The 19,681-nt window shown below is 65.8% G+C and carries 21 protein-coding genes and 2 tRNA genes; 6 read left to right on the top strand and 17 right to left on the bottom strand.

Annotation, left to right across the window (positions count from 1 at the left end):
- The first annotated feature begins 65 nt into the window (after positions 1-65).
- A complete protein-coding gene (gene pknB, locus HF024_RS00115) occupies positions 66-1,757 on the top strand; it encodes a Stk1 family PASTA domain-containing Ser/Thr kinase (RefSeq protein ID WP_281727826.1) in 1,692 nt (563 codons plus the stop codon).
- 23 nt (positions 1,758-1,780) lie between these two features.
- On the opposite strand, the gene HF024_RS00110 is transcribed toward pknB, so the two are convergent.
- Genes HF024_RS00110 through HF024_RS00100 form a run of 3 tightly spaced genes read right to left on the bottom strand, consistent with a single transcriptional unit; the run spans position 1,781 to position 3,386 of the window.
- Positions 1,781-2,419: a gamma-glutamyl-gamma-aminobutyrate hydrolase family protein gene (locus HF024_RS00110; protein WP_168688241.1), complete on the bottom strand. Its 639-nt coding sequence runs from the start codon at positions 2,417-2,419 to the stop codon at positions 1,781-1,783.
- A complete protein-coding gene (locus tag HF024_RS00105) occupies positions 2,416-2,574 on the bottom strand; it encodes a DUF4175 domain-containing protein (protein ID WP_143465528.1) in 159 nt (52 codons plus the stop codon). The genes HF024_RS00110 and HF024_RS00105 overlap by 4 nt, the downstream gene beginning before the upstream one ends.
- A 5-nt stretch (positions 2,575-2,579) precedes the next feature.
- Positions 2,580-3,386, bottom strand: a complete 807-nt coding sequence (locus tag HF024_RS00100) for a class E sortase (protein WP_168688240.1) — start codon at positions 3,384-3,386, stop codon at positions 2,580-2,582.
- 121 nt (positions 3,387-3,507) lie between these two features.
- Here HF024_RS00100 and HF024_RS00095 point away from each other — a divergent pair, with 121 nt between their 5' ends.
- Complete coding sequence (locus HF024_RS00095) at positions 3,508-3,750, top strand: cell division protein CrgA (RefSeq protein ID WP_055897136.1); 243 nt, start codon at positions 3,508-3,510, stop codon at positions 3,748-3,750.
- Between the two features lie 225 nt (positions 3,751-3,975).
- Here HF024_RS00095 and HF024_RS00090 read toward each other — a convergent pair whose 3' ends face one another.
- Both HF024_RS00090 and HF024_RS00085 read right to left on the bottom strand, forming a co-directional pair.
- On the bottom strand, positions 3,976-4,812 hold the full coding sequence (locus HF024_RS00090; RefSeq protein WP_168688239.1) for a rhomboid family intramembrane serine protease: 837 nt from the start codon (positions 4,810-4,812) through the stop codon (positions 3,976-3,978).
- 23 nt (positions 4,813-4,835) lie between these two features.
- Positions 4,836-5,375: a peptidylprolyl isomerase gene (locus HF024_RS00085; protein WP_085367460.1), complete on the bottom strand. Its 540-nt coding sequence runs from the start codon at positions 5,373-5,375 to the stop codon at positions 4,836-4,838.
- Positions 5,376-5,476: 101 nt separating this feature from the next.
- Here HF024_RS00085 and HF024_RS00080 point away from each other — a divergent pair, with 101 nt between their 5' ends.
- Together HF024_RS00080 and HF024_RS00075 are read left to right on the top strand one after the other, a co-directional pair.
- A complete protein-coding gene (locus tag HF024_RS00080) occupies positions 5,477-6,022 on the top strand; it encodes a hypothetical protein (RefSeq protein ID WP_168688238.1) in 546 nt (181 codons plus the stop codon).
- A gap of 141 nt (positions 6,023-6,163) precedes the next feature.
- The gene (locus HF024_RS00075; protein WP_168688237.1) at positions 6,164-6,361 is read left to right on the top strand and encodes a PspC domain-containing protein; all 198 of its coding nucleotides are present in this window, start codon (positions 6,164-6,166) and stop codon (positions 6,359-6,361) included.
- Here the strand turns inward: HF024_RS00075 and HF024_RS00070 are convergent.
- Positions 6,358-6,774, bottom strand: a complete 417-nt coding sequence (locus tag HF024_RS00070; RefSeq protein WP_085367458.1) for an NUDIX hydrolase — start codon at positions 6,772-6,774, stop codon at positions 6,358-6,360. The genes HF024_RS00075 and HF024_RS00070 overlap by 4 nt on opposite strands.
- A 47-nt stretch (positions 6,775-6,821) precedes the next feature.
- Between HF024_RS00070 and HF024_RS00065 the strand changes: the two genes are divergently transcribed.
- Positions 6,822-7,685, top strand: a complete 864-nt coding sequence (locus tag HF024_RS00065) for an Fpg/Nei family DNA glycosylase (RefSeq protein WP_168688236.1) — start codon at positions 6,822-6,824, stop codon at positions 7,683-7,685.
- A gap of 3 nt (positions 7,686-7,688) precedes the next feature.
- On the opposite strand, the gene HF024_RS00060 is transcribed toward HF024_RS00065, so the two are convergent.
- On the bottom strand, positions 7,689-8,129 hold the full coding sequence (locus tag HF024_RS00060) for a rhodanese-like domain-containing protein (protein WP_168688235.1): 441 nt from the start codon (positions 8,127-8,129) through the stop codon (positions 7,689-7,691).
- 93 nt (positions 8,130-8,222) lie between these two features.
- Here HF024_RS00060 and HF024_RS00055 point away from each other — a divergent pair, with 93 nt between their 5' ends.
- Complete coding sequence (locus tag HF024_RS00055; protein ID WP_085367455.1) at positions 8,223-8,687, top strand: Lrp/AsnC family transcriptional regulator; 465 nt, start codon at positions 8,223-8,225, stop codon at positions 8,685-8,687.
- Between the two features lie 29 nt (positions 8,688-8,716).
- Here HF024_RS00055 and HF024_RS00050 read toward each other — a convergent pair.
- The 10 genes from HF024_RS00050 to dnaA form a co-directional block, all read right to left on the bottom strand.
- Positions 8,717-8,789 (bottom strand) — tRNA-Ala (locus HF024_RS00050).
- A 43-nt stretch (positions 8,790-8,832) separates the two neighbouring features.
- Positions 8,833-8,909 (bottom strand) — tRNA-Ile (locus HF024_RS00045).
- A 59-nt stretch (positions 8,910-8,968) separates the two neighbouring features.
- Complete coding sequence (locus tag HF024_RS00040; RefSeq protein WP_085367453.1) at positions 8,969-9,382, bottom strand: DUF3566 domain-containing protein; 414 nt, start codon at positions 9,380-9,382, stop codon at positions 8,969-8,971.
- On the bottom strand, positions 9,372-11,912 hold the full coding sequence (gyrA, locus tag HF024_RS00035) for a DNA gyrase subunit A (RefSeq protein WP_168690698.1): 2,541 nt from the start codon (positions 11,910-11,912) through the stop codon (positions 9,372-9,374). The genes HF024_RS00040 and gyrA overlap by 11 nt, the downstream gene beginning before the upstream one ends.
- A gap of 28 nt (positions 11,913-11,940) precedes the next feature.
- On the bottom strand, positions 11,941-13,914 hold the full coding sequence (gyrB, locus tag HF024_RS00030; protein WP_168688234.1) for a DNA topoisomerase (ATP-hydrolyzing) subunit B: 1,974 nt from the start codon (positions 13,912-13,914) through the stop codon (positions 11,941-11,943).
- A gap of 124 nt (positions 13,915-14,038) precedes the next feature.
- On the bottom strand, positions 14,039-14,554 hold the full coding sequence (locus HF024_RS00025) for a DciA family protein (RefSeq protein WP_085367451.1): 516 nt from the start codon (positions 14,552-14,554) through the stop codon (positions 14,039-14,041).
- Positions 14,547-15,749: a DNA replication/repair protein RecF gene (gene recF, locus HF024_RS00020; RefSeq protein WP_168688233.1), complete on the bottom strand. Its 1,203-nt coding sequence runs from the start codon at positions 15,747-15,749 to the stop codon at positions 14,547-14,549. Before recF ends, HF024_RS00025 begins: the two co-directional genes overlap by 8 nt.
- A 6-nt stretch (positions 15,750-15,755) precedes the next feature.
- A complete protein-coding gene (gene gnd / locus HF024_RS00015) occupies positions 15,756-16,643 on the bottom strand; it encodes a phosphogluconate dehydrogenase (NAD(+)-dependent, decarboxylating) (protein WP_168688232.1) in 888 nt (295 codons plus the stop codon).
- 35 nt (positions 16,644-16,678) lie between these two features.
- A complete protein-coding gene (dnaN, locus tag HF024_RS00010; RefSeq protein ID WP_085367448.1) occupies positions 16,679-17,824 on the bottom strand; it encodes a DNA polymerase III subunit beta in 1,146 nt (381 codons plus the stop codon).
- Between the two features lie 432 nt (positions 17,825-18,256).
- Positions 18,257-19,681, bottom strand: coding sequence for a chromosomal replication initiator protein DnaA (gene dnaA / locus HF024_RS00005; protein WP_085367447.1), 1,425 nt, complete (start codon positions 19,679-19,681; stop codon positions 18,257-18,259).

Raw genomic sequence — 19,681 nt, 5'->3', positions numbered from 1 at the left:
CACGGGGATATACCCAGACTGAGACCGCTACACTAGCCGGAGCCACCACCCAGAAGGAGTCCGCATTGAGCCCAGATAGCCGCCTGCTCGCAGGCCGATATCAGGTGGGCGAACTCATCGGACGGGGCGGCATGTCCGATGTGCACCGAGGCAAAGACACCCGCCTCGGCCGCACGGTCGCGATCAAGCTGCTCAAGCCGTCTCTGGCCACAGACCCAGCTTTCCGCACGCGTTTCCGCCAGGAGGCGCAGGCCGCGGCCCGCATGGCGCATCCCACGATCGTCCGCGTCTTCGACGCCGGCGAGGAGACCGTCCGCGAGCCGAACGGTCACGAGGCGCAGCTGCCCTTCATCGTCATGGAGTACGTCGACGGCGTGCTCCTCAAAGACCTGATCAAGAAGGGGCCGCTCGAGGTCTCCGAGGCCGTGCGCATCACCGAGGGCATCCTCACCGCGCTCGAGTACTCGCACCGTGCAGGCGTCGTGCACCGCGACATCAAGCCGGGCAACGTCATGATCACCAAGTCCGGCCAGGTCAAGGTGATGGACTTCGGGATCGCGCGCGCGATCAGCGACTCCTCGGCCACGGTGGCGCAGACCACCGCCATCCTCGGCACCGCCAGCTACTTCTCTCCGGAGCAGGCCAAGGGCGAGTCCGTGGATGCGCGCACCGACCTCTACTCCACCGGCGTGGTCCTCTTCGAGATGCTCACCGGCCGCCCGCCGTTCCGTGGGGACACCCCGGTCGCCGTCGCGTACCAGCACGTCAGCGAGGCGCCGGTCAAGCCGAGCTCCATCAACCACAAGATCTCCCCGGCGATGGACGTCGTCGTCGCCCGCGCGCTCACCAAGGACCGGTTCGAGCGCTACCAGACGGTCACCGAGTTCCGCGACGACCTCGAATTGGCCGCCTCGGGCAAGGTGCCCGTCCACAAGACCCCGGATGCGCTGGGCGAGACCCTCTTCGGCGCCCCGCCGAGCGTCGTCTCCGGCCCGGAGGCCGCGTTCCGCCAGCTCGCAGAAGACCAGACGATGGTCCGCACGCAGCGCCGCCCACCGGTCATCTGGATCTGGGCCGGTGTCGCGATCATGGCCGTCGTCATCGTCGCCGTGCTGGCGTGGGTGCTGCGGCTCGCGCCGAGCACCACGATGCCGGAGACCTCGCGCGAGGTGCCGAACCTGTCCGGCCAGACCCTCGACAAGGCCACCGCGCAGCTGCAGGACATGAAGCTCAAGTGGACACAGGCGTCCGAGGCGAGTTCGACGTATCCGCAGGGCGAGGTCATCCGCACCGATCCTGGCGCAGGCATCGTCGTCGCCACCGGTGACACCATCACCGTCTACGTCTCGACCGGCAAGAAGACAGTCAGCGTGCCCGACGTGCACAACATGACCACGGATGCGGCCAAGGCGGCCCTCGCCGCTGTCGGCCTCTCCGTCGGCCCCGTCACCACGACGAACTCGTCGACGGTCCCGGCCAACGTCGTCATCACCACCGACCCTGCCCCCAACGCCAACGCGCACGAGGGCGACGCCATCGCGCTCACGGTGTCGAGCGGCAAGGTCACGGTCACCGATCTCACCGGTCAGTCTCTGCAGGCGGCGACGGGCATCCTGTCGGATCTCGGCCTCACGGTGAACCCGAAACCGGATGCGACCTGCCCGCAAGACAAGGGAGCGCCCCTGGTGCACACCCAGTCGCAGGTGGGCGACGTGCCGCAGGGCTCAGCGGTCGACCTGACCTACTGCTCGGGCTAAGTCAGCCCGGCTAGACCAGGGGTCTAGACCAGCTTCACGAGCGGGTTCAGCGCACGGGATGCGTCGGCGGCGCCGTGCAGTCCCGCCACCTCGAGCCAGTTGCCGAGCATCCGGTAGCCCCCCTCGGTGAGCACGGACTCCGGGTGGAACTGCACACCGTAGATCGGGGCCTCGCGGTGCCGAAGCGCCATGATCACGCCGCCGGGCGTGCGCGCGGTGACGATCAGGTCGTCCGGCATCGTGCCGTCGACGACCGCGAGCGAGTGGTACCTCGTGGCGGTGAAGGGCTGACCGACGCCGTCGAAGAACTGGCTGTCGTCGTGGTTGACCTCGGAGGTCTTGCCGTGCATGAGCTCTTCGGCGTTGGTGACGACGCCGCCGAACGCCTCGGCGATGGCCTGGTGACCGAGGCAGACGCCGAGCAGCGGCATCCCGGTCTGCAGTGCGAGCTTCACGATCGGGATGGAGACCCCGGCGTCCGCGGGCTTGCCAGGGCCCGGCGACACCAGCACGGCGTCGTATTCGGCGAGGCGTGCCGGCAGGTCGGCTTCGGCGATGTCGTCGTTGCGGACGACCTCGGTCTGCGCCCCCAGCTCATGGAGGTAGCCGTTCAGCGTGTAGACGAAGCTGTCGTAGTTGTCGATGACGAGTACGCGGGTCACGGCCCCACGGTACCTTCCTGGGGGCCCAAGAGCGAATCAACCCAAGGGAACACCCAGGTGACGAGCGCTGCGAGCACCGCCACGAACAGCACGATCAGAATCAGGATGCGCACCCACACCGGTCCAGGCAGGATGCGCCACAGTGCGCCGTACATCGTCGTCACCCTCCGTTGGCCGCAACGGCGGCCGCGATCTCGCTGGGCACCTGCTGCATCGGTGCGTAGTCCTGGAACACGGTGTATGCGATCAGCCGCTCGCCTGCGTGGAACGGCGGGTTGCAGGTGGTGATCGTCATCAGGCGGTCGATCGGCGTCGCATCCGGTTGTCTCGGCACGGGCAGGATCACCTCGACGGCGCTCGGCTGCACGTACTCGAAATTGCGGAACGTGTACGTGTACCAGCCGTCTTTGGTCTGCACGTAGATACGGTCGCCGATGTGCAGCTTGGACAGGTCGATGAAGGTGTTGCCCCATCCACTGTCGTGCCCGGCGACCGCGAAGTTGCCGACCTGGCCGGGCATGGCCGTTCCCTTGTAGTGGCCGACGCCGGCGTCGTAGCTGTTGAGCACCCGCTCGGTGTCGACGGTTTCCCGGATGGTGCGCTTCCAGTCCGCACCGAGCCGCGGGATGTAGATGACGGCGAACGGCTCGTAGTCCGCGGGCTCGGCCTGCACGGGAGGTGCGGGAGGTTGCGCGGTGTCCGTCGGTGTCGGCGTCGGGGTAGGGGCCTTCGCCGCCTCATCCAGCCAGCGCTGGCTCTGCGCCTGCGCTGCGCCGGTCTGCTGGCCGGCAAGCACGAGGCTGTTCCACCAGATCTGCCAGCCGAGGAAGAGGAGCACGAGCACGCCGGCCGTGATGAGCAACTCGCCCAGCGCGCCGAAGAAGGTGACCCTTTGACGCGGGCGTCGACGTCGCCGGACCCGTCCGGGGGACGCAGTGGCGTCCTGCGGGAGGTTCGGGTCGGTCATATGTGTGATTCTAGGAGACTCCGCCTGTGTAATGGCACCGCGCATCCCTCGGAAAGTCCCCTGAAAGCGTGGGGAGGCTGACAGCGGAGTCCCACAGCCTCTCCCGCTACACTATGGAGCTATGGCACGCACCAAGTCGAAGACCAAGCCCGAGCGCACTGTCGCCCAGTCGGGCGAGGACGCCCCCAACCCTGTCTGGTTCAAGCCGGTGATGTTCGGCTTCATGCTTCTCGGGCTGGTGTGGATCATCGTCTTCTACGTGAGCCAGAACATGTATCCCATCCCGGCTCTCGGCGCGTGGAACATCCTCGTCGGCTTCGGCATCGCCTTCATCGGCTTCCTCATGACCACCCGCTGGCGCTGAGCCTTCGGCATATTCTCCACCCGGGATCGGCAGCAGCCGGTCCCGGGTTTTTTCATGCCCCGGCGGCCATGACGACGGAGTTATTCACAGGTGTCCTCCACAGTGAGGACAATCACACTGGTGTGGTTCTCCCCAGTGTTAATAAGCCTGTGGAGAGTTACACGGGTGTAATTATCCCCATTGTTAATAAGCCTGTGGATAACTTATCCACGCGTTGGGGAGGAATTACAGGAATCGGATCAGGCTCAGCGCGACGAGCAGCACGCACAGCACGATCAGGAGCGGCAGCTGCCAGCGACGGCGCGCGATGCTGCGCGTCTCGACGTAGATCAGCCCGACCAGCGCGCCGCCGATGAGGCCGCCGATGTGCGCCTGCCACGCGATCCCGAACTGCGGGATGAACCCGATCACCAGGTTGATGCCGACCAGCACCAGCAACTGGGTCGCGTTGCCGCCGAGGCGCCGCTGGATGATGAAGAACGCTCCGAGCATCCCGAAGATGGCGCCGGATGCGCCGACCACCGGCTGCAGCGGATTGGCGATCAGCAGCACACCCACCGAGCCGGCGAAGCCGCTGATGATGAACAGGGCGGCGAACCGGGCTCGGCCGAGCAACGGCTCCAGCATCATGCCGAAGATCCACAGCGTGTACATGTTGAGCGCGATGTGCAGGATGCTGCCGTGCGTGTACACGGTGGTGAGCATCCGCCACGGCTCGAACGCGATCGGCGTCGAGTAGACGCCCGCGTACTGCAGGGCACCCGTGACCGTCGAACCGAGCACGGGAAGCTGCTGCAGGATGAACACGACCACGCAGAGCGCGATGATCGCGTACGTGACGACGGGCGCGCCGCTGCCGGTCATCCTGGTGACCCAGGCCGGCTTGGTGCGCGGAGCCTCAGCCCGCTGCTGGGCCATGCACTCCGGGCAGATCACACCGACAGCGGCGGGCGTCTGGCATTCGGGGCAGATCGTGCGACCGCACCGCTGGCAGAGCACATAGCTCTGCCGGTCGGGGTGCCGATAGCAATAGGTCGCCCTCGCGTCGACGGGCTGAGACATCGTTCGACCCGCCCCCGCCGCTGCTAGACCTGCTCGACGGTGACCGACTCGATGACGACGTCGTCGAGCGGCCGGTCGCGTGCATCCGTCGGCAGCTCGGCGAGCTTGTCGACGACCTTGCGGGAGGCCTCGTCTTCGACGGCGCCGAAGATGGAGTGCTTGCCCTGCAGCCACGTGGTGGGTGCGACGGTGATGAAGAACTGCGAGCCGTTCGTTCCGTGGCCGCCCTGGATGCCGGCGTTGGCCATGGCGAGGATGTACGGCTGCGTGAAGTCGAGCTCGGGGTTGATCTCGTCGTCGAACTGGTAGCCCGGTCCGCCGATGCCCTGACCGAGCGGGTCGCCGCCCTGGATCATGAACCCGGGGATGATGCGGTGGAAGACGACACCGTCGTAGAGCGGGTCGGTGCTCTTCACTCCCGTGCCCGGGTGCGTCCACTCGATTTCACCGGTCGCCAGGCCGACGAAGTTCCTGACCGTCTTCGGTGCGTGGTTGCCGAAGAGGTTGACCTTGATGTCCCCGTAGTTAGTGTGGAGGGTGGCGACAGCGGTGTGCTTAGACATGGCACCAATTCTTGCACAGGGCTTCTCGGCTCTCGGGCCATCCACAGGCCTTTAGGTGGCAAGATGGAGTGAGTTCGCTACACGACGCAATGGAGGTCCAGATGAACCTGACACGGAAGCGGAAGAAGGAGCTCAAGCGACTGCGCAGTAGCGCCGAAGAGCTTTGGGGGCAGCAGCAGGACGTGCTGGCGAATGCCAATGCGGTTGCCGCAGAGGCCCGCAAGCAGGCTGCCTACTACACGCGTGAGGAGATCGCTCCGCGCGTGCGCGACGGGTACGAGCACTACGTGCGCCCCGCGACGCAGACCGCCGGCCGTGTCGCCGGCGTGGCACGCGAGCGCCTGGTCACCGACGTGATCCCCGCTGTGGGAACCGTCGTCGGCACGGCGATGTCCGTGGTCGACCACGCTCGGGATGCACGAGCACGCGCCTTCATCGGCGACGTGAAGAAGGCGGGCAAAGACGTGTCGAAGAAGGTCAAGGCCGCCACCAACGACTCATCCGGACCGGGAGCAGGCACGGTCATCGCGGTCGTCCTCGGGGCCATCGCCGCCGTCGGGCTGCTCTACGCCGTGTGGCAGACCTTCCGCGCAGACGACGAGCTCTGGGTCGCCGACGAAGAGCCGACGGCTCCCGCAGCCGAGTAGCAGCGACGTCGAAAGGGGTGGTGCCGGAGGGCGCCACCCCTTTCGCGTGCCGTCGAGCGTCCGCGACCTGGTGCTTTCCTCAGGGTCGATTGGGGGGATTCCCCGATACCGGGTCCGGCGGCGCACGGCCAGAATCGAAGCATGAACACTCTCTACCGTCCAACCTCCGGCCGCGTGCTCGGCGGGGTCTGCGCGGGACTCGCTCAGCGCTTCGGATGGAGCGCCACCACGGTGCGCGTCCTGTTCCTGCTCTCCTGCCTGCTCCCCGGCCCCCAGTTCATCGCGTACCTCGCGATGTGGATCATCATCCCGTCGGAGCTCAAGCCCCGCCAGGCTTAGGCCAGCCCGGCCATCCCGAGCGCCACGTTGACGAGTTCGACCCTCCGCGACGGGATGCTGTGCAGCGGGAACCAGCGCGCCTCGTCGGTGGTGCCGTCCAGCTCGTTCGCGAGCGTGCCGCCCACCACGGATGCGCGGTAGACGATCCTGAGCGCGTGCAGCGGTCCGGCGTCGGCCGCGAACCGCGCTTCGGCGGGCACGATGTGCGAGTCGATGCCGAGCAGCTCGCCGGCGACCGCCTCGTAGCCCGTCTCTTCCGCGATCTCGCGGACCACCGCATCCACCGGGTCTTCGCCGGGGTCGATGCCGCCGCCGGGCAGCGTCCAGCCGGAGCGACCGCCCTCGTTCCAGTGCGCGAGCAGGATCTTGCCGTCGTCGACGATGACCCCGTAGGCAGCGACCCTGATATCCATTCCGTTACCCTACTGCGCTTGTCGGTCGCACGCGGCAGACTGGATGCGTGCCTGAACTCCCCGAAGTCACGGCCCTCGCAGCCGACCTCGACGCGCGCCTCCGCGGCCGTGTCATCGACTCGCTGCGCATCGTCGCGTTCGCGGCACTCAAGACGTTCGATCCGCCGGTATCGGCGGTCAGCGGCCTCACCATCGGCGGCGTGACGAGGCACGGCAAGTTCCTGGACATCTCCGCCGGCGACCTGCACATCGTGATGCACCTGGCCAGGGCGGGCTGGGTCCGCTGGCGGGATGCGCCGCCTCCCCCTCCGTCCGGACGGCCCGGCAAGGGCCCGCTGGCCGCGCGTCTCGTCCTCGACGACGGCACCGGGCTCGACATCACGGAGGCCGGCACCAAGAAGAGCCTGTCGATCTCCGTCGTCCACGATCCGGCCGATGTGCCCGGGGTGGCCAATCTCGGCCCCGACCCCCTCGCGCCGGAATTCACGGAGGAGGTCTTCGCGGGCATCCTGGCCGGCGCCGGCCGCGCCCAGATCAAGGGTGTGCTGCGCAGCCAGTCGATCATCGCGGGAATCGGCAACGCGTACTCGGACGAGATCCTGCACACGGCACGCATGTCGCCGTTCAAGCCGGCCTCGATGTCTCCGGAGGAGGTCTCCCGCCTCTACGCCGCCATGCAGAGCACGCTCCGGGATGCGCTCGCCCGCGCCGACGGCCTCGCCGCCTCCGAGCTCAAGGGCGAGAAGAAGCTCGGGATGCAGGTGCACGGCCGCACGGGTCAGCCCTGTCCGGTCTGCGGCGACACGGTGCGCCAGGTGATCTTCGCCGACTCCACGCTGCAGTACTGCCCCACCTGCCAGACCGGGGGCAAGCCGCTGGCCGACCGCGTGCTGTCGCGGCTGCTCAAGTGACGGTCAGCAGTCGCAGCTGATCGCATCCACCGCCAGGGGCGCCGTCAGCTCGTCGGTGGGCCGCTCCACGGGGCCGAGGTCGTTCTCGATGCCGAGCCCTTCGCGTGCCCAGTACTCGAACCCGCCGATCATCTCCTTCACCGGGTATCCGAGCAGGCTGAACGCGAGCGCGGCTCGGGTGGAGCCGTTGCAGCCCGGACCCCAGCAGTAGACGACCACCGGAGTGCCCTCCGGGATGAGCGCTGCCGCCCGCTCCCGGATGTCCGCCGTCGGCAGGTGCACAGCGCCCGGGATGCGCGCCTGCGACCACGCAGCGTGCCCCCGGGAGTCGACGAGCACGAACCGCTCCCCCGCATCCCGTGCAGCCTTCACGTCGGACGGGTCGGTCTCGAAGTCGAGCTTCGCGGCGAAGTGGCGGGCGGCATCTGCGGCTGAAACGGTCATGAGCAACAGATTAGGGATGCGCGTGGCCGGTTTGAAGAGACGATCACCGGCATTCGGCGCTCACCGCCGGGGATCTGATGGCAGAATCGGCGCATGACCGCGAATCCCCCATACGTGACCGATTCGGTCGACGACGCCCTGCTCGCCGAGCTGCAGCGCGACGGCCGCCAGTCCATCGCCGAGCTGGCGCGGCGGGTACACATGTCGAACTCCGCGGTGGCCGAACGGGTGCGCCGCCTGGAGGAGGCCGGAGTGATCGGCGGCTACCGGGCGCTGATCGACCCGGAACGCCTCGGCTACGGCATCCTCGCGTTCCTGCGTCTGCGCTACCCGAGCAGCGTGTACACGCCGCTGCACGACCTGCTCGCGGACACGCCGGAGGTCGTGGAGGCGCACCACGTCACCGGAGACGACTGCTTCATCCTGAAGGTGGTTGCCACCTCGATGCGGCACCTCGAACAGGTGAGCGGCAAGATCGGAACCCTCGGCAGCGTGACGACGAGCGTCTCGTACTCGAGCCCGTTCCCGACGCGGCCGATCGTGCCGCCGGCGGGCTGAACGCGGGAGGAGAAGCAGGGGAAAAACTGTGGAGCCTAGGAGATTCGAACTCCTGACATCCTGCTTGCAAAGCAGGCGCTCTACCAACTGAGCTAAGGCCCCGAGGGGCTGCGATTCCGGAAGAACATCGTCTTCCGAATCACAGTGGTGGGGATACGAGGACTTGAACCTCGGACCTCTTCGTTATCAGCGAAGCGCTCTAACCGCCTGAGCTATATCCCCGATTGGGCAGATTAGAGACTACCTGATCTGCCCGGCCAATGCGAAATCGGCGGGTGCTGCTAGTTGTTCGTGAAGCCGACGAGCAGGCCGCCGGTGATCTTCACAGAGAGGTTGTACAGCAGGGCGAAGACAGCGCCGAGCGCGGTGATCACGATGATGTCGAGGATCCCGACGACGAGCGAGAAGCCCATCACCTGGCCGAGGCCGAGGATCGACTTGAGGTCGCTTCCTCCTGCGCCCGAGATGTCCTTGAACAGGCTGTTGATCTGGTCGAAGATCCCCGTGCGGTCGAGGACCGTCCACACCAGGAACGTTCCGACGATCGCGATTATCGCCAGGCAGATCCCGGCCAGGAACGACAGCTTCACGGTCGACCAGAAGTCGATGTACACCAGCTTGAGTCGCACCTGCTTAGCGGACACGGGTCTCCGGGATGACTTCTTGGCGAGCTTTTCGGCAACACTACTGCTCATCTACGGTTTCTTCCTTCCCGACGTCACCAGATTCTTCGTCATCTTCCTGAGAATCAAGGTTTCGTTCGGTGTTCTTGGCCAGAGCGATGATCTTGTCGGACTCGGCAAAACGTGCAAAGACGACACCCATCGTGTCGCGGCCCTTGGCGGGTACCTCGGCCACGGAGGAGCGTACCACCTTGCCGCTGGCAAGAACCACAAGGACCTCGTCGTCGTCATCCACGATCAGCGCGCCGACCAGGTCGCCCCTGTCGTCGCTCAGTTTCGCGACCTTGATGCCCAGACCGCCGCGGTTCTGCAGGCGGTACTGGTCGACGGAGGTGCGCTTCGCGTACCCTCCCTCTGTCACCACGAACACGTATCCGTTGTCGGAGACGACGGATACGTCGAGCAGGGTGTCGTCGCCGCGGAAGTGCATCCCGATCACACCGGAGGTGGACCGGCCCATCGGGCGCAGCGCCTCGTCGGTCGCGGTGAACCGGATCGACATGCCCTTGCGGGAGACGAGGAGCAGGTCGGAGTCCTCGTCCACGAGCAGTGCGGAGACGAGCTCGTCCTCCTCGCGCAGCTTGATCGCGATGATGCCGCCGGAGCGGTTGGTGTCGTACTCGCTGAGCGCCGTCTTCTTGATCAGGCCGTCGCGGGTGGCGAGCACCAGGTACTTCGCCGCCTCGTAGTCGGGGATGTCGAGGATCTCGGCGATCTCCTCATCCGGCTGCATGGCGAGCAGGTTGGCGACGTGCTGGCCCTTGGCGTCGCGCCCGGCCTCCTGCAGCTCGTACGCCTTGGCGCGGTAGACGCGGCCCTTGGTCGAGAAGAACAGCAGCCAGTGGTGCGTGGTGGTGACGAAGAAGTGGTCGACCACGTCCTCGCCGCGCAGCTGGGCGCCCTTGACGCCCTTGCCACCGCGGTGCTGGGAGCGGTAATTGTCGCTGCGGGTGCGCTTGATGTAGCCGCCGCGGGTGACCGTGACCACCATCTCCTCTTCGGGGATGAGGTCTTCCATGCTCATGTCGCCGTCGAAGCCGAACATGATCTCGGTGCGGCGGTCGTCGCCGAAGCGGTCGACGATCTCGGTGAGCTCGTCGCTGACGATCGTGCGCTGGCGCACCGGGTCGGCGAGGATGGCCTGGAAGTCGGCGATCTCACGCTCGATCGCGTCGTGCTCGTCGATGATCTTCTGACGTTCGAGGGCGGCCAGGCGGCGCAGCTGCATCGCGAGGATGGCGTCCGCCTGGATGTCGTCGACGTCGAGGAGGTCTTTCAGGCCGGTGCGGGCGTCGTCCACCGTGGGCGACCGGCGGATGAGCGCGATGACCTCGTCGAGCGCATCCAGTGCCTTGAGGTAGCCGCGCAGGATGTGCGCCCGCTCCTCCGCCTTGCGCAGACGGTAGCGCGTGCGCCGGACGATGACCTCGATCTGGTGGTCGACCCACGCGGTGATGAAGCCGTCGAGGGCGAGCGTGCGGGGCACGTTGTCCACGATCGCGAGCATGTTCGCGCCGAAGTTCTCCTGCAGCTGCGTGTGCTTGTACAGGTTGTTCAGCACGACCTTGGCGACAGCATCCCGCTTCAGCACGATCACGAGGCGCTGGCCTGTGCGGCCGGAGGTCTCGTCGCGGATGTCGGCGATGCCGCCGATCTTGCCGTCCTTGACCAGGTCGGCGATCTTGATCGCCAGGTTGTCCGGATTCACCTGGTACGGCAGTTCGGTGACCACCAGGCAGATGCGGCCCTGGATCTCCTCGATCGCCACGACGGCACGCATCGTGATCGAGCCGCGGCCGGTGCGGTAGGTGTCCTGGATGCCCTTGACGCCCAGGATCTGCGCGCCGGTCGGGAAGTCCGGTCCCTTGATGCGCTTGATCAGCTCTTCGAGGAGTTCCTCGCGCGGCGCATCCGGGTTGGCCAGGTACCACAACGCACCGTCGGCGACCTCGCGGAGGTTGTGCGGCGGGATGTTCGTGGCCATGCCGACCGCGATGCCGACCGAGCCGTTGACCAGCAGGTTCGGGAAGCGGGCGGGGAGGACCGCCGGCTCCTGGGTGCGACCGTCGTAGTTGTCCTGGAAGTCGACGGTCTCCTCGTCGATGTCCCGGACCATCTCCATGGCGAGCGGGGCCATCTTGGTCTCGGTGTAACGCGGGGCTGCAGCTCCGTCGTTGCCGGGGGAACCGAAGTTGCCCTGGCCGAGCGCGAGCGGGTAGCGGAGGCTCCACGGCTGCACCAGGCGGACGAGCGCGTCGTAGATGGCCGAGTCGCCGTGCGGGTGGAACTGCCCCATCACGTCGCCGACCACGCGGGCGCACTTCGAGAATGCCTTGTCCGGACGGTATCCACCGTCGAACATCGCGTAGATCACGCGGCGGTGCACCGGCTTGAGACCGTCACGCACCTCGGGCAGCGCACGCCCGATGATGACGCTCATGGCGTAGTCGAGGTAGGAGCGCTGCATCTCGGACTGCAGATCGACCTGGTCGATCCTGCCGTGGACGCCGAATCCGGCCCCTGCGGTGTCGTCGGTCACGATGTCGTCTCCGGGAATGCCGTCGATGTTGTCAGATGTCAAGGAAACGCACGTCCTTCGCGTTCTTCTGGATGAAATTACGGCGCGATTCGACGTCCTCGCCCATCAGCGTGGCGAAGATCTCGTCTGCGGCGGCCGCGTCGTCGAGGGTGACCTGCAGCAGCGTGCGGGTCTCGGGGCTCATCGTGGTCTCCCACAGCTCCTTGTAGTCCATCTCGCCGAGACCCTTGTAGCGCTGCACGCCGTTGTCCTTCGGGATGCGCTTGCCCGCCGCGATCCCCTCGGCCAGGAACGCGTCGCGCTCCCGGTCGGAGTAGACGTACTCGTGCTCGGCGTTCGTCCACTTGAGCCGGTAGAGCGGCGGCTGCGCGAGGTAGACGTAGCCGAGCTCGATCAGCGGGCGCATGTAGCGGAAGAGGAGCGTCAGCAGCAGCGTCGTGATGTGCTGGCCGTCGACGTCGGCATCCGCCATCAGCACGATCTTGTGATAGCGCGCCTTCTCGGGGTTGAAGTCCTCGCCGATGCCGGCGCCGAACGCCGTGATCATGGCCTGGACCTCGTTGTTGGCGAGGGCGCGATCGAGTCGCGCCTTCTCCACGTTCAGGATCTTGCCGCGGAGCGGGAGGATCGCCTGCGTCTCCGGGTTGCGGCCCTGCACGGCCGAGCCGCCTGCCGAGTCTCCCTCGACGATGAAGATCTCGGAGATCGACGGATCCTTGGACTGGCAGTCCTTGAGCTTGCCGGGCATCCCGCCGCCCTCGAGCAGCCCCTTGCGGCGTGCGGTCTCGCGGGCCTTGCGGGCGGCGAGCCTGGCGGTCGCAGCCTGCAGCGCCTTGCGGATGATCTCCTTGGCCTGGTTGGGGTTGCGATCGAACCAGTCGCCGAGCTGATCGCCGACGACCTTCTGCACGAACGCCTTCGCCTCGGTATTGCCGAGCTTGGTCTTCGTCTGGCCCTCGAACTGCGGCTCGGACAGCTTCACGGAGATGACGGCGGTGAGACCCTCGCGCACGTCGTCGCCGGAGAGGTTGTCGTCCTTCTCCTTCAGGATGTTCTTCTCACGCGCGTACCGGTTCACCAGCGTGGTGAGTGCGGCACGGAAACCCTCTTCGTGCGTTCCGCCCTCGTGTGTGTTGATCGTGTTCGCGTACGTGAACACGCTCTCGTTGTAGCTCGTCGTCCACTGCATCGCGACCTCGAGCGCGATCTTGCGCTCGGTGTCCTCCGACTCGAACGCGATGATCTCGTCGTGCACGACCTCGGCCTTCTTGGCGGAGTTGAGGTAGTGCACGTAGTCGATCAGGCCCTGCTCGTAGAGGAAGACCTCGGAGCGCGGCTCCTCCTGCCCTTCTTCGAGGCGCTCGTCCGTCAGCGCGATACGAAGCCCCTTGTTGAGGAACGCCATCTGCTGGAAACGGGTGCGTAGGGTGTCGTAGTCGAAGACGATCGATTCGAAGGTGTCCGGGCTCGGCCAGAACGTGATGGTCGTACCCGTCGCATCCGTCTCCTCGCCCATCTCGAGCGGAGCCTGCGGAACACCGTTGCGGTAGCTCTGGCGGTAGACGTTGCCCTGGCGGCTGACCTCGACGTCGAGCCGGGAGGACAGTGCGTTCACCACGGAGCTGCCGACGCCGTGCAGACCACCGGAGACCGCGTATCCGCCGCCTCCGAACTTTCCGCCGGCGTGCAGGATCGTGAGGACGACCTCGACGGTCGACTTGCCCTCGACGGGGTGGATGTCGACCGGGATGCCGCGACCGTTGTCGACGACGCGCACGCCACCGTCGGCGAGGATCGTCACATCGATGTTGTCGGCGTGACCGGCCAGTGCCTCGTCGACGGAGTTGTCGACGATCTCCTGCACGAGGTGGTGGAGTCCACGGGGACCGGTCGAACCGATGTACATTCCGGGTCGTTTGCGTACGGCTTCGAGACCTTCGAGAACCTGGATCTCATTGGCGCCGTAGTCGTGTTCCGACTCAGCCTTGCTCGGTTCCATCGTCATATGAAATTAGGCTCCTGACCGCACTCAGTAGTGACCTATTCATTCTACCAAGCAAGGCGCGTCGATATGGCCGAAATCGCCCGTCTGACGCGTTGTTTTCCGCCTATTGACCTCTTTTGTGCACTCAACCGTAAGTATCGCGCGGGCCACGCCCTGGAATCGACCTGGGGCCTCTTTTCCAGGAGGGGGCGTCTGGGCCTTGAAAACGGATCGACTGGATGTCCGCATCCGGGAACCGATCCGCGATCCTCGCGAGCAGGTCGGAGCGCATGATCCGCAGCTGCGTCGCCCACGCCGTCGATTCGCAGCGCACGGTGAGCACGCCGTCGGTGATGCCCTCCGGAGTCGCGTGCTTCGCGGTCTCCTCGCCGGCCAGTTCGAGCCATCCCTCGAGGAGGTCGGACTGAGCCAGCGGCGAGACCCAGCCGAGCTGCACGGCGAGCGCATCCACCACGTCTCCGAGTCCGCGGGGGTCGCGGCCCTTCCCGAACGGCTGGCTCGCGGACGGGTCGACGTCCTTCTTCTTGACACGACGGCTGCGGGTGGTGGGTGCACCGCCGAAGAGCTCGCGCATCCTGAGATAGGTGGCGGACGCATCCGAAAGCGGAGCCGGGTCGAGCGATGCCCTCTGCTCAGCCATCGGTCTCTCCCTTCTCCTTCTCTGCGTTCTCCGAGCTTCCGTCCACGACGGCTCCCGCTTCGATCCGCACGGTATGCGCGGTCAGACCGTCGGGCACGTCGTCGAACACCGCCGCCGTGATGAGCACCTGCTCGTAACCCTCTACGGCGGTTGCAAGCATCCTACGTCGCGCCTGGTCCAGCTCGGCGAACACATCGTCGAGGATCAGCACAGGGTCGCCGGTGTTCGACTCGCGCCTCAGCAGCTCGGCGGATGCGAGCTTCAGGGCGAGTGCGAACGACCAGGACTCACCATGGCTGGCGTAGCCCTTCGCCGGGAGCCCGTTGAGCTCGAACAGCACATCGTCGCGGTGCGGGCCGATGAGGGTGAGCCCGCGGTCGAGCTCCTTGCGTCGCACGGCGGCAAGGGCCTGACGGAAAGCATCGGCCGTGGCGACACCGGATGAGTCGGTTACAGCGTCGGCCGGCCCCCCGTCGTCGGCATCCTCCACCTCTGCGCCGCGGACGGTCAGCAGCGGGATGAGCCGCGGGTGGTGATCGTCGCCGGCTACCGAGCGGTAGGCGGTGGTGAGCGGATCGGTGAGGCGCGCGATCAGGTCGAGCCGCGCATCCACCAGTTCGGAGCCCAGTGCGACCAGCCGCTCGTCCCAGATCTCGAGGGTTCCGAGCTGGTTCTCCTTGACCCCGGATGCGCGCGCCGACTTGAGCAGCGTGTTCCGCTGCTTGAGCACCCGCTCGTAGTCCGACAGCACCCCGGCGAACCGCGGGTTCCGCTGCACCAGCAGCTGGTCGACGAAGCGACGCCGGATGCTCGGCTCGCCTCGCACCAGCGCCAGGTCTTCCGGGGCGAACAGCACGCTCGAGAAGTAGCGGGGAAGCTCGCGGGTCTTGATCGCCGACCTGTTCACCTGCGCCCGGTTGGCCGAACCGCGGTTCAGCTGCAGCTCGACCAGCAGTTCCCTGCCATCGTGCTGGATGCGGGTGCGCACGATCGCGGACTCCGCACCCTGCCGGATCATGGCCTGGTCGCTCGACACCCGATGGGACCCGAGGGTGCTCAGGTAGCCGAGCGATTCGACCAGATTCGTCTTGCCCTGGCCGTTGCGGCCGACGAAGAGGTTCGCGCCGGCCGCAAGCGACACTTCCGCCGTGCGGTAGTTGCGGAAGTCGGTCAGGGAAAGATGTGTAACTCTCAAAGAGGGTTAGTCCACGGCCTTCACGGCGTGACCGCCGAACTGGTTGCGCAGGGCAGCCACGGCCTTCATCGCCGGGGAGTCCTCCTGGCGCGAGACGAACCGCGCGAAGATCGACGCGCTGATCGTGGGGACGGGCACCGCGTTGGCGAGTGCCTCCTCGACGGTCCAGCGACCCTCGCCGGAGTCCTGCACGTATCCCTCGATGTGCTCGAACTCGGGGTCCTGCTCCAGCGCGCGCACCAGCAGGTCGAGCAGCCAGGAGCGGACGACGGTTCCACGCTGCCACGCCTTGAACGTGCCGGTGACGTCCTTGACGATGTCCTTGCGGGTGTCGAGGAGTTCATACCCCTCGGCGTATGCCTGCATCAGCGCGTACTCGATGCCGTTGTGCACCATCTTGGCGTAGTGCCCAGCGCCGACCTCGCCCACGTGGACGAAGCCCTCGTCGCGCGGCCCCTCCGGACGGAGTGCGTCGAAGACGGGCATGACACGCTCGACCTGGTCTTTGCTGCCGCCGACCATCAGGCCGTAGCCGTTGTCGAGGCCCCAGACTCCGCCGGAGACGCCGGCATCCATGAAGTCGATACCCTTCGGCGCCAGCTGCTCGGAGTGCTTGAAGTCTTCGGTGAAGCGCGAGTTGCCGCCGTCGATCACGAGGTCGCCCTTTTCGAGGAGCGGTTCGAGATCGGTGATGACCGCGTCCGTGATCTTCCCGGCCGGGACCATGACCCACACCGTGCGCGGTGCGGGGAGCGCTGCGACGAGGTCGGCGAGGGTGGCGACGTCCGAGACCTCGGGGTTCGTGTCGTAGCCGGTCACCTCGATGCCGTTCTTCTCGAGGCGGGCGCGCATGTTGTTGCCCATTTTTCCGAGACCGACGAGGCCGATGTGCATGATTGTCCTTCTTCTCTGTTCGAGCGGACGGCGGGTTACCTGAGCAGCAGGTTGGGCTGCAGGAGGTACTTGTAGTTGTCCGCGCCTGCCTGGTCCTTTGACGTCTGGCTCGTGATCAGCACAGGACCGGGCTTGTTGGGGTTTTCGGTCTTGGTGAAGGAAATGCGCACGAATTCCGAGTGCACGGCACCGAGACCATCGAGCAGGAACTGCGGCTTCAACGAAACCACCGTTTCCTGGCCAGTGAGGAGAGCGTCGATGCTCTCGGATGCTTGAGCCTGCTCCGAACCGATGGCTTCGAGCGTCAGCCCGTCGGCGGAGAAGGTGTAACGGAGGGCGGCCTCGCGCTCGAGCACGAGGGAGACACGCCTGGTCGCCTCGATGAGCTCGGCGGTGTTGATGACCGCGTAGTTGTCGACCTGCTCGGGGAAGAGCCGGCGCACGGGCGGGAAGTTGCCCTTGATCAGCAGGGAGGTGACGGTCTTCTTGTCTGCCGTGAACGCGATCAGCTCGCGGTCGTCCCTGTTCGTGATCGAGACGGCGATGGTGCCGCTGTGGCCGAGCGTCTTACCGATCTCGGTGAGGGTGCGCGCGGGAACCAGCGCGGTGACGGGCTCGCCCGAGGTGGTGCCGTTGTCCCAGTTGATCTCCCGGACGGCCACGCGGTAGCGGTCCGTGGCCACGAGGCCGAGCGTGTTGTCGCCGACTTCGAGCTGCACGCCGGTGATGACCGGGGTGACGTCGTCCCTGGATGCTGCAACCCCGACCTGAGCGACGGCCTCGGCGAACTCTTCGGCCGGGACGAGCCCTGCATCCCCGCTGACCTGCGGGATGCTCGGATATTCCTCGACCGGCATGGAGAGCAGGGTGAAGTTGGCCGATCCGGCGCGGACGACGATCTTGGAGTCCTCTGTCGAGAACTGCACGGGAGCATTCGGAAGCTTCGATGCGATCTCGGCCAGGAGGCGCCCGGAGACGAGCACACGACCCGGTTCTTCGACCTCGGCCGCGATCTCGGTCTGTGCGGAGACTTCGTAGTCGAACGACGAAAGCTGCAGTCCCGTCTCGGTCGTCTCGATCAGCACACCACTCAGGATGGGGAGCGTCGTCCTCTGGGGAAGGAGCTTCACGGCGAAGGAGACGGCTTCACTGAATACATCCCGGTTGGCTTGGAACTTCACGAAGTCACCTCTGTCGTCGGCGGGAAATGGATCGTGACAAATCCTAGCGCCTGCCCTCGGCGCGAGAAATTGTGATTCGAGCGATCGGGGTTCAGGTTGTCGGCCGCCCTATTCAGAAGACTTAATGATTAATGGTGTTAACCGCTGTGGAAACTGTGGATAACTCTGTCGATGCCAGTCAACCACTGGGAACTACACGTCTGTGACTTGTTGATGACCTGGGGATTCCTGTTGTTTACAGGGAACCCGAGTTGCGACCCGAGAGGCCTCAATTCACAGGCATCCATGATTCGTCCCCATTAACGGGCCGACTTTCCGGAGATTCTCCACAAGTTATCCACAGGTGTTAATAATCGACTGTCCCCACTCTGGGGACAGATTTGTGGATAACTCGACCGAATGGATGTGCGCGAAGCGCGTGTCCCGGGTGCGCTACTTGCTGTAGCGGTGGTTCTGCTTGATGCGGCTCGTGAGCTCTGTCACCTGGTTGTAGATCGAGCGACGCTCCTTCATGAGCTCGCTGATCTTCTTGTTCGCGTACATCACCGTGGTGTGGTCGCGGTTGCCGAAGAGCTGGCCGATCTTGGGAAGGGAGAGGTTCGTGAGTTCGCGGCAGAGGTACATCGCGATCTGGCGGGCGGTGGCGACTGCCTGCGACCTGCTCGACCCATAGAGGTCGTCAACGGTGAGCTTGAAGTAGTCGGCCGTGTTCGTGATGATGTCCGTCGGCGCGATCACGTTGTCGTCGTCGAGCGTGATGAGGTCTTTGAGCACGGTCTGGACGAGCGGCATGTCCACAGGCGTGCGGTTGAGGCTGGCGAATGCGGTGACCCGGATGAGCGTGCCCTCGAGCTCACGGATGTTGCTCGATACCTTCGACGCCATGAATTCCAGGATGTCGTCCGGTACCTGGATCTTCTCGCTCTGCGCCTTCTTGCGGAGGATCGCGATGCGCGTCTCGAGGTCGGGCACCTGGACGTCTGTGATCAGGCCCCACTCGAAGCGGGACCGCATCCGGTCTTCGAATCCGGTGAGGTGCTTCGGCGGCAGGTCGCTGGTGATGACCACCTGCTTGTTGTGGTCGTGCAGGGTGTTGAACGTGTGGAAGAAGGCTTCCTGGGTCTCCACCGCTCGCTGCAGGAACTGGATGTCGTCGATCAGCAGGATGTCGATGTTGCGGTAGCGCGCCTGGAACGACGAGCCGCGGTTGTTCGCGATCGAGTTGATGAAGTCGTTCGTGAACTCCTCACTACTGACGTAGCGCACCCGGATGCCCGGGTAGAGGCTCATCGCGTAGTGGCCGATGGCGTGCAGGAGGTGGGTCTTGCCGAGTCCGGAGTCGCCGTAGATGAAGAGCGGGTTGTACGCCTTCGCCGGCGCTTCGGCCACGGCGACCGCTGCGGCGTGGGCGAAGCGGTTGGACTGGCCGATGACGAAGTTGTCGAAGCTGTACTTCGGGTTGAGGCGTGTGTCGTTGTTGCGCGGCGGCGCGGTGATCTCGGTGGGCGGCGCGATCATCTGCGCAGGAGCCTCGATGTATGCGGCGTCGGCCGGCTCGGTGGGCCCGGCCATCGTCTCCTGCTGGATCTCCGGGTTGACCACGATGGCGAAGGTGTTGACCGCGAGCGATTCGTCGAGGCCGCCGATGGCGTTGAGGAGGGGGACGCGGCTGCGCTGCTCGATCATCCCGCGGGTGAACTCGTTGGGCACCTCGAGATAGAAGGTGCCGGCCATGATGCCTTTGGGCTCGACCAGGCTGAGGAATCCGTGCAGCTGCGGTGTGATGCGGTCGTCCGACTCCAGTGAGTCGAGCACGCTCTGCCATGCCGCAGAAATGGACTCTTCGCCGCCTGCCAT

Origin of the sequence: Leifsonia sp. PS1209, from assembly GCF_012317045.1 — a bacterium.
In the GTDB taxonomy this organism is placed as follows: Bacteria; Actinomycetota; Actinomycetes; order Actinomycetales; family Microbacteriaceae; genus Leifsonia.
This window is presented reverse-complemented; position numbering and strand designations above follow the sequence as displayed.